This is a genomic window from Acinetobacter sp. 226-1 (assembly GCF_030329325.1).
GTDB classification, from domain to species: domain Bacteria; phylum Pseudomonadota; class Gammaproteobacteria; order Pseudomonadales; family Moraxellaceae; genus Acinetobacter; species Acinetobacter sichuanensis.
Genome location: NZ_JACANU010000030.1, coordinates 1 through 5957, shown reverse-complemented (window position 1 = coordinate 5957; position 5957 = coordinate 1). Strand labels below are relative to the sequence as shown.

8 protein-coding genes are annotated in these 5957 nt (G+C 35.3%); 1 reads left to right on the top strand and 7 read right to left on the bottom strand.

Annotated features, from left to right (window positions below; translation table 11 throughout):
• Window positions 1–85 precede the first annotated feature (85 nt).
• The 7 genes from HX124_RS17520 to HX124_RS17490 all read right to left on the bottom strand — a co-directional run bounded on the left by HX124_RS17520 (window position 86) and on the right by HX124_RS17490 (window position 4944).
• Window positions 86–634, bottom strand: coding sequence for a TIR domain-containing protein (locus tag HX124_RS17520; protein WP_286384350.1), 549 nt, complete (start codon window positions 632–634; stop codon window positions 86–88).
• Window positions 635–658: 24 nt separating this feature from the next.
• Complete coding sequence (locus HX124_RS17515) at window positions 659–1882, bottom strand: tetratricopeptide repeat-containing protein (RefSeq protein WP_286384352.1); 1224 nt, start codon at window positions 1880–1882, stop codon at window positions 659–661.
• A 20-nt stretch (window positions 1883–1902) separates the two neighbouring features.
• Window positions 1903–2301, bottom strand: coding sequence for a TIR domain-containing protein (locus HX124_RS17510; protein ID WP_270387561.1), 399 nt, complete (start codon window positions 2299–2301; stop codon window positions 1903–1905).
• 69 nt (window positions 2302–2370) lie between these two features.
• Window positions 2371–2931, bottom strand: coding sequence for a TIR domain-containing protein (locus tag HX124_RS17505; protein WP_286384357.1), 561 nt, complete (start codon window positions 2929–2931; stop codon window positions 2371–2373).
• A 36-nt stretch (window positions 2932–2967) separates the two neighbouring features.
• A complete protein-coding gene (locus HX124_RS17500) occupies window positions 2968–3264 on the bottom strand; it encodes a HigA family addiction module antitoxin (protein WP_286384359.1) in 297 nt (98 codons plus the stop codon).
• Between the two features lie 10 nt (window positions 3265–3274).
• A complete protein-coding gene (locus HX124_RS17495; protein WP_253153411.1) occupies window positions 3275–3553 on the bottom strand; it encodes a type II toxin-antitoxin system RelE/ParE family toxin in 279 nt (92 codons plus the stop codon).
• A gap of 866 nt (window positions 3554–4419) precedes the next feature.
• A complete protein-coding gene (locus tag HX124_RS17490) occupies window positions 4420–4944 on the bottom strand; it encodes a plasmid replication DNA-binding protein (RefSeq protein ID WP_286384346.1) in 525 nt (174 codons plus the stop codon).
• 296 nt (window positions 4945–5240) lie between these two features.
• Between HX124_RS17490 and HX124_RS17485 the strand changes: the two genes are divergently transcribed.
• Entirely contained in the window at window positions 5241–5639 is a 399-nt protein-coding gene (locus tag HX124_RS17485) for a hypothetical protein (protein WP_286384348.1), read from the top strand.
• The last annotated feature ends 318 nt before the right edge of the window (window positions 5640–5957 follow it).

Below are 5957 nucleotides of genomic sequence, written 5' to 3'. Positions count from 1 at the left end.
TCAACTAATAAAATTGATTTCGCATAATGTGCATTATGTTAATTTTAGAAAAATTACATAAATGAATTTACAGGCTCTAATTTTTCTAGTCTTCCCACTTATCACTAGATCTATTATTCACAAATAAAGTTCGAGAATTTACAGGAAATACTTCATCTCTACGAAGAAATGCTTCATGAATGATTTTATGAATAAAATCAGGATCAGTACTCCAATTGTATATTTTGGCATAACCACATTTCTGATTATCATACAACCTTGGTGGAATCGTATTTCTGGTAAACCCTTCGGACTTAAAATCAGCACGACTAGGTAAGAGTAAACCTATTAAACCCGATCTAGAGCTATACTTGGTTTTCCTTATACTTGAAGCTATTTCCCAGTCAACATGTTTTCTCTTCCATGTTTCTGTTCCAATTAGCACCACTGTAACAGTAGAATCTCTTAAATAATCATCTCTAATAATACGTTGTACATTGTCTGCTGGTTCATTCTCAGCAATATCACCATCTTGCACAGATTTTGATATAAGCAAGTCGTAAGTATCATGAAAAAGTTTTTCAAACTTATCTCTGTACTCACGATCATTTTTATCATGATAACTAATGAATACGTTATGGCGATTTTTATACAATTAAAATGACTCCTGAAAATTATTTTAGTGTTCTAAAAATTTAGAAAAGACATCTTTAGACTCTAGATAACTACTTAATTCCCACTCATCAGCTAATTCTTCAAATTTTTTTTCATAAGCTAAATAGTCTTCTTTCAAGAAGAAAGAAAGCTTAGCTGTAGTTGCTAATATCCACTTATAATCACTTCGTTGGCTTGAAGAAGTTATTTCCAACATTCTTTTAACAGTCTGCAACACATCTTTTGCTACTTTATAAGCTTCAACTAGGTGATATGTTTCAATATTAGATCCTTTAACTTGCTGTTCACTCATTAATAAGTTACATAAAGTCAAATTTTCACCGTTATAGTAGTCTCGTTTAAGTATAAATCCTCTTTTATAAGCAACGATAGCTTCTTCCAAGAAATGAGGACTCATTGTTTCATTCCAAAGCCTTTTATTAATAGCACCTGCTAAACCCGTTGTTTCTGGATCATTTGAGTTTTTAAAATCTAGCTTTGTAAGTATTTGTATAGCATCCATCAATGCTCCAACTTTGTTGGGTTGTTCATCCTTATATGTTGCCAACGTAAGTCTTTGAATCAAATAACTATCATTGGGATTTAATTTTAGAGCTTCTTCAAAATTTGCTTTAGCTTTTCCAAATTCTGAATTTTTTATATAACGTTCAGCATCCCCAAGAAGTGTGCTCCATGTATTTTCTATTGTTTGAGCTTCTTCAACAATTGCTTCTACTTCTTCGGAATCTAATACAGGCATCCTTAACTTTGGCAATAATGTATAGACTGGACTATCTGGATCCTGCCCAGCAGTTGCATCTCGGATCACATGAGTTAGTCTAGTAATCATTCTTTGACTTTCAGTCGTAGTAATATCATCACCACTATGTTCATATTGAATTGTAGCAATGTGATTTAGATCAAAGTGAAGAGGTGTTTTATCCTCACTTAAAATAACTGTTGTCTTATTTTTTAATGCATGCCTAATGCCCAATTCATAAAGAGCATTCGCATTCGTAGTGGAAATATCAGCAATCACTAAATCAGCAATAAGTAACATTCGATACATATGCAAATCAATCATGCCACTATGATTGATATCATCCGCACGAATGCACCTGTATCCTGTTTGTTCTACGGCTGGCTTGATAATATGCTCATATGTAGCATCCAGATTTAATACTCTCCCTGTAGCAAAATCAGTTTTTTTTCCAAATCCCATTACAACAAAGCAAATTTTTTCTGACATGATTTTTACTACTCGTATTTTTATGCTTTATTTAGTGCTTCAATAATTTTATCTTTGGTAAAACTAGTTGCCCAAGATGTACCACAACCTAGTAAATTTGTAGGGCTTGAATAAGTGCTATTGATTTTTACGGCTGCTATTTTCAAACCTAATTCTTTAGCTTTATTAATTTCCCACTCAATCCAACTACTGGTATAGCTCTTTGCACCAACAATCACCAAAAGATGTGAGGCATTTTGCATCTTTTTAGTAATTGCTGTTTTAATTGCTGGAGCATATGTACTATTAATTGGTTGACGAACACTATGATTTTCGAATTGAAAGTCAAAATTAGTATTAGCATCCCAAGCTTCGAGTAAGCGCTTATAGTGAACATCTTCAGAATGATCATAACTAATAAAAACGGCATGATTTGCCATAAAAAAATTCTCTTATATAAAAAATAAGATATTGATTTGATTTTTATTTTTTCAAGGTGTATTAGAAAATTATTTAGTAATGAAAGTATTTAGCTCCTTGAGGTAATTATGACTTTCGGGGTCTTTTAGCCACAATTCCGTTGTTCCTATATCTATATAAGGATAAAGGCTCAGATACTCTACTCCGACAAAATCTTTATATTTGTCTCTCTCATGAGTTATCGGCAGTATTGCTATTTTATTGGGCTTATACCCATCAAAAAATCCTAACTCCCAAGGCATCCATTTTGAATCTTTAGATGCATTAGAAGATGCATATACAAGAATTCTTGACCTTTTCATCTGTATTCTTAAAAGTTCTGCTGTGGCTCTTGTTACATTCTGTCGATCTAACTGTGAGTCTTCAATCCAATCAACATATACTGACCATCCTAAAGATTTAAGATAAGCATATAAAAGATATACCGTCTCAGCATCTTGAAAAGAGTGTGATAAAAAAATATCGTATTCTTTTTCTATCTTATACTTTTGCTCATTCAATATCTTTATTGCTTCTAAAGAAACATTTCTACCCTCAAATATTCTATTAGACGTTTTAAATTTACTTAGATATTCAAATGTTACACGCATTGTCTTTAACTCAAGTCAAAATAAAATTTATAATACTTAACAATTAATAAAAAATGGCTGAATCTGTGGACGCTGTTTTTGTGATTCCATCCAAAGTGAATGCTTTGATTGAACACGCATTAACAGGTCTGCGCTGATCCCTAAAGCATCATGTAAGCGCAAAGCCACATCTGCTGTGATCGGTGCTTTACCATTGATAATACGAGAAAGTAGTACACGCGTAACTTGGATACGTTCAGCAAGCTCTGTAACGGTAATCGCTTGTCCTTCTTCTTTCAGGCCATCTAGCCATTCTGAAACAAGTTCACCTGCATGTGCTGGATTGTTCATCATCATATTTACCTCAATGATAGTCCTGATAATCTACAATATAGGCATTACCATCTTTAAAAATGAAAGTCATACGCCAATTCGCATTAACCGTAATTGCCCAATGATCTTTTAACTTTCCTTTCAAAGGATGAAGCTTCCATCCTGGAAAGTTCATTTCATCAATACTCTGTGCTTCATTCAAAGCCGTTAATTGTCTTTTTAACTTTGTTGCATGTACTGACTGAATCCCTGCTGTAGAACTGGTTTTAAAGAAACGCTCTAGTCCCTTATGTTTAAAATCTATAATCACAAGAATTAATCCTTTGTATAGTTTTACTATACACCAATTCGTAAAGTAAAACTATACAAGTAATACCGACAATAACACTTAATAAATGCTCTCACTCACTCCCCGATCACCCTAGCCTTCGGGCAAGCCCTCTGGGCTGATGGTGAACGTTGAGTGAGTTTCGGCAATACTCACCCTAAGAGCCTGTCAAAAGACAAAGCCCTCAGAGTATTGCCGAGTACCAATTTTGGGCTGACGGAGCCACGCATCGGTCGTCCACGACAGTAGGTAATTGTGCTTTCCTACATAGGCTGAGATTACGATTTCACACACCGCATCGACACGTTCTCAAACCGAACAGTTCGCTTATCTCTGCGAGGGTTTCCCCAACATACAATTTAAAGCTTCCCTGAACTACTCCTGACGTTGTTGCTTCGTCGATTTCCCCTAGTAGCAACTCTTGCCTTAGATTCTTATATCCCTCTAAAACAATCGCTGTGGTGCGCTAGCGTCGCTTGTTCCTTCCACCCACACCACATGCCAGTCGTATAAAACGAATACGCAGAGGGAGGCAAAACCCGCTTTTAGGAGCTTATTTGATGGTTTTAAACACGTATTAACGAAGACTTATCATTTTAGGTCTTGAACTAAACACTTTTTATTGTGAAAATAGAGTTCAGGTACAAGCCATAGTGTGAAATCATAACGGTCGCCAAACCTTATGATCTTCGTTATTCGATGGTCCAACATCAAATAACTGCGTACCGCTGAATATAAAGCGAAAGCCCTGAGTGTTGCAAGACATTCAGGGCTTTTTCTTTTGTTTAAACAGCACTTTTAAAAAAATGAATGTTGAACGACAAAAATATCACCAATTTCTGCTCAAATTATTTTAAAAACTCACCGACCAATCTCCGCAGCAATCCTTTTTTTACTGGCTTATTTTCAGCTTCTTGTTTCGGTTGTTCTAGAACAGGCTGTTCACTTGTTCGTTTTTCACTATGTTCTACCTGTAACGATTCTGTTCCTTGAGCATGTTCGTTACTTGTAATGTCTGTTTTTAATTCTGTAAGTGGCTGATGTTCAATTCTGAGTTTATATTCATCAAAATCTTTTCTTAAATCATTTATCTGCTGCTTTAAAAATGCTTTGTCTTCTTCGGCTTTTTTAAGCTGTTCTTCGAGTAATTTTACCAATTTCAAATCTGTATCAGAAACACTACCCTGAACAACTTTGCGAACGTCTTTTTTTGGCACATTATCAAAAAGTCGGATCATATCTTGTACCTGAACAAGCTGTACACCATCATCGCTTAACGTCGTGGTGAGTTCACCTTTTTTGATAGATCGATAGATTCTAGGTCGAGTGACGTTGAACTGTTTTGCTGCTTCTACGATGGTAATTTTTGACATACAGGTTGAACGCCCAAGATAATTTTTAAGAGTGTATTTTTTCAAATGCTAGCATTTAGTACCATTTTTGACGGCATGTGCCTATCCTGCGATAGAAAAATATGCCCTTAAACCCTATTTTTTCCGCTTTTGACTCGCTTAATAGCAATAGATAACGTCCAAACTGCTCTATAGTGCCCCATACTGCCCCTTATATTTTTTAATACTGCGCTATAGTGCTCCATACTGCCCCCTATACTTTTGAATACTGCGCTATAGTGCGCTAAACTGCCCTATCCACTCTTTAGGCTCATGCAATGTCTGAAAACTATAAAATCACCAAAGAAATAGGCTTACGCATCCTCGAATTAAGACAAGAAGATGGACTGACCTTCCCTAAAATATCAGCGCAAATCAAAGCTGAATTTGGTGTTGATGTGGTCAGATCCTCGATTGAACGGTTCTATAAAAATTTCTTGAAAGGCAGCAGCAGGATTTTGCCGAACGATGTCGTGAATATTAGGATTAAGCATTCTGATCAGTTCAAAACAGAAAAACCTTTAAATAAGCCCAAGTCAGTAGTGGAAACTAGCATTGAAGATTTTTCGGATATTTCAATATTAAATAGCGTATCTGATGGAAAGGGATTTAATCAGGCTAAAAGACCGAGTGATGAGCTACTGAGTTTATTCAATCCCAACAAACACACTAAATAATAAATATAAAACCGTCTTAAATGCGCTCTAAGCTCGTTTAAGTCGATTGGCAGGGATCAGGGTCATTATTTCAGTCCGAAAGGCTGAAATTGGCGCTGATTCATGGCGATCATTGTTGTTTTGAACTAAACAAAGTCGTGGAACATTGTTCACTTATTAAGCGTGGAACGTGATAAATCATTAAAAAAGCCCAACTGCTGAGAGTTGGGCTTTTAATTTCTGATTAAGTTATTGAATTTTATCAACTAATAAAATTGATTTCGCATAATGTGCATTATGTTAATTTTAGAAAAATTACATAAATGAATTTACAGGCTC

Excerpts from the sequence above, each read along its gene's own strand:
- HX124_RS17500 (WP_286384359.1), bottom strand. The coding sequence starts at position 3,264 with ATGATGAACAATCCAGCACATGCAGGTGAACTTGTTTCAGAATGGCTA.
- HX124_RS17510 (WP_270387561.1), bottom strand. The coding sequence starts at position 2,301 with ATGGCAAATCATGCCGTTTTTATTAGTTATGATCATTCTGAAGATGTT.
- HX124_RS17515 (WP_286384352.1), bottom strand. The coding sequence starts at position 1,882 with ATGTCAGAAAAAATTTGCTTTGTTGTAATGGGATTTGGAAAAAAAACT.
- HX124_RS17485 (WP_286384348.1), top strand. The coding sequence starts at position 5,241 with ATGTCTGAAAACTATAAAATCACCAAAGAAATAGGCTTACGCATCCTC.
- HX124_RS17490 (WP_286384346.1), bottom strand. The coding sequence starts at position 4,944 with ATGTCAAAAATTACCATCGTAGAAGCAGCAAAACAGTTCAACGTCACT.
- HX124_RS17505 (WP_286384357.1), bottom strand. The coding sequence starts at position 2,931 with ATGCGTGTAACATTTGAATATCTAAGTAAATTTAAAACGTCTAATAGA.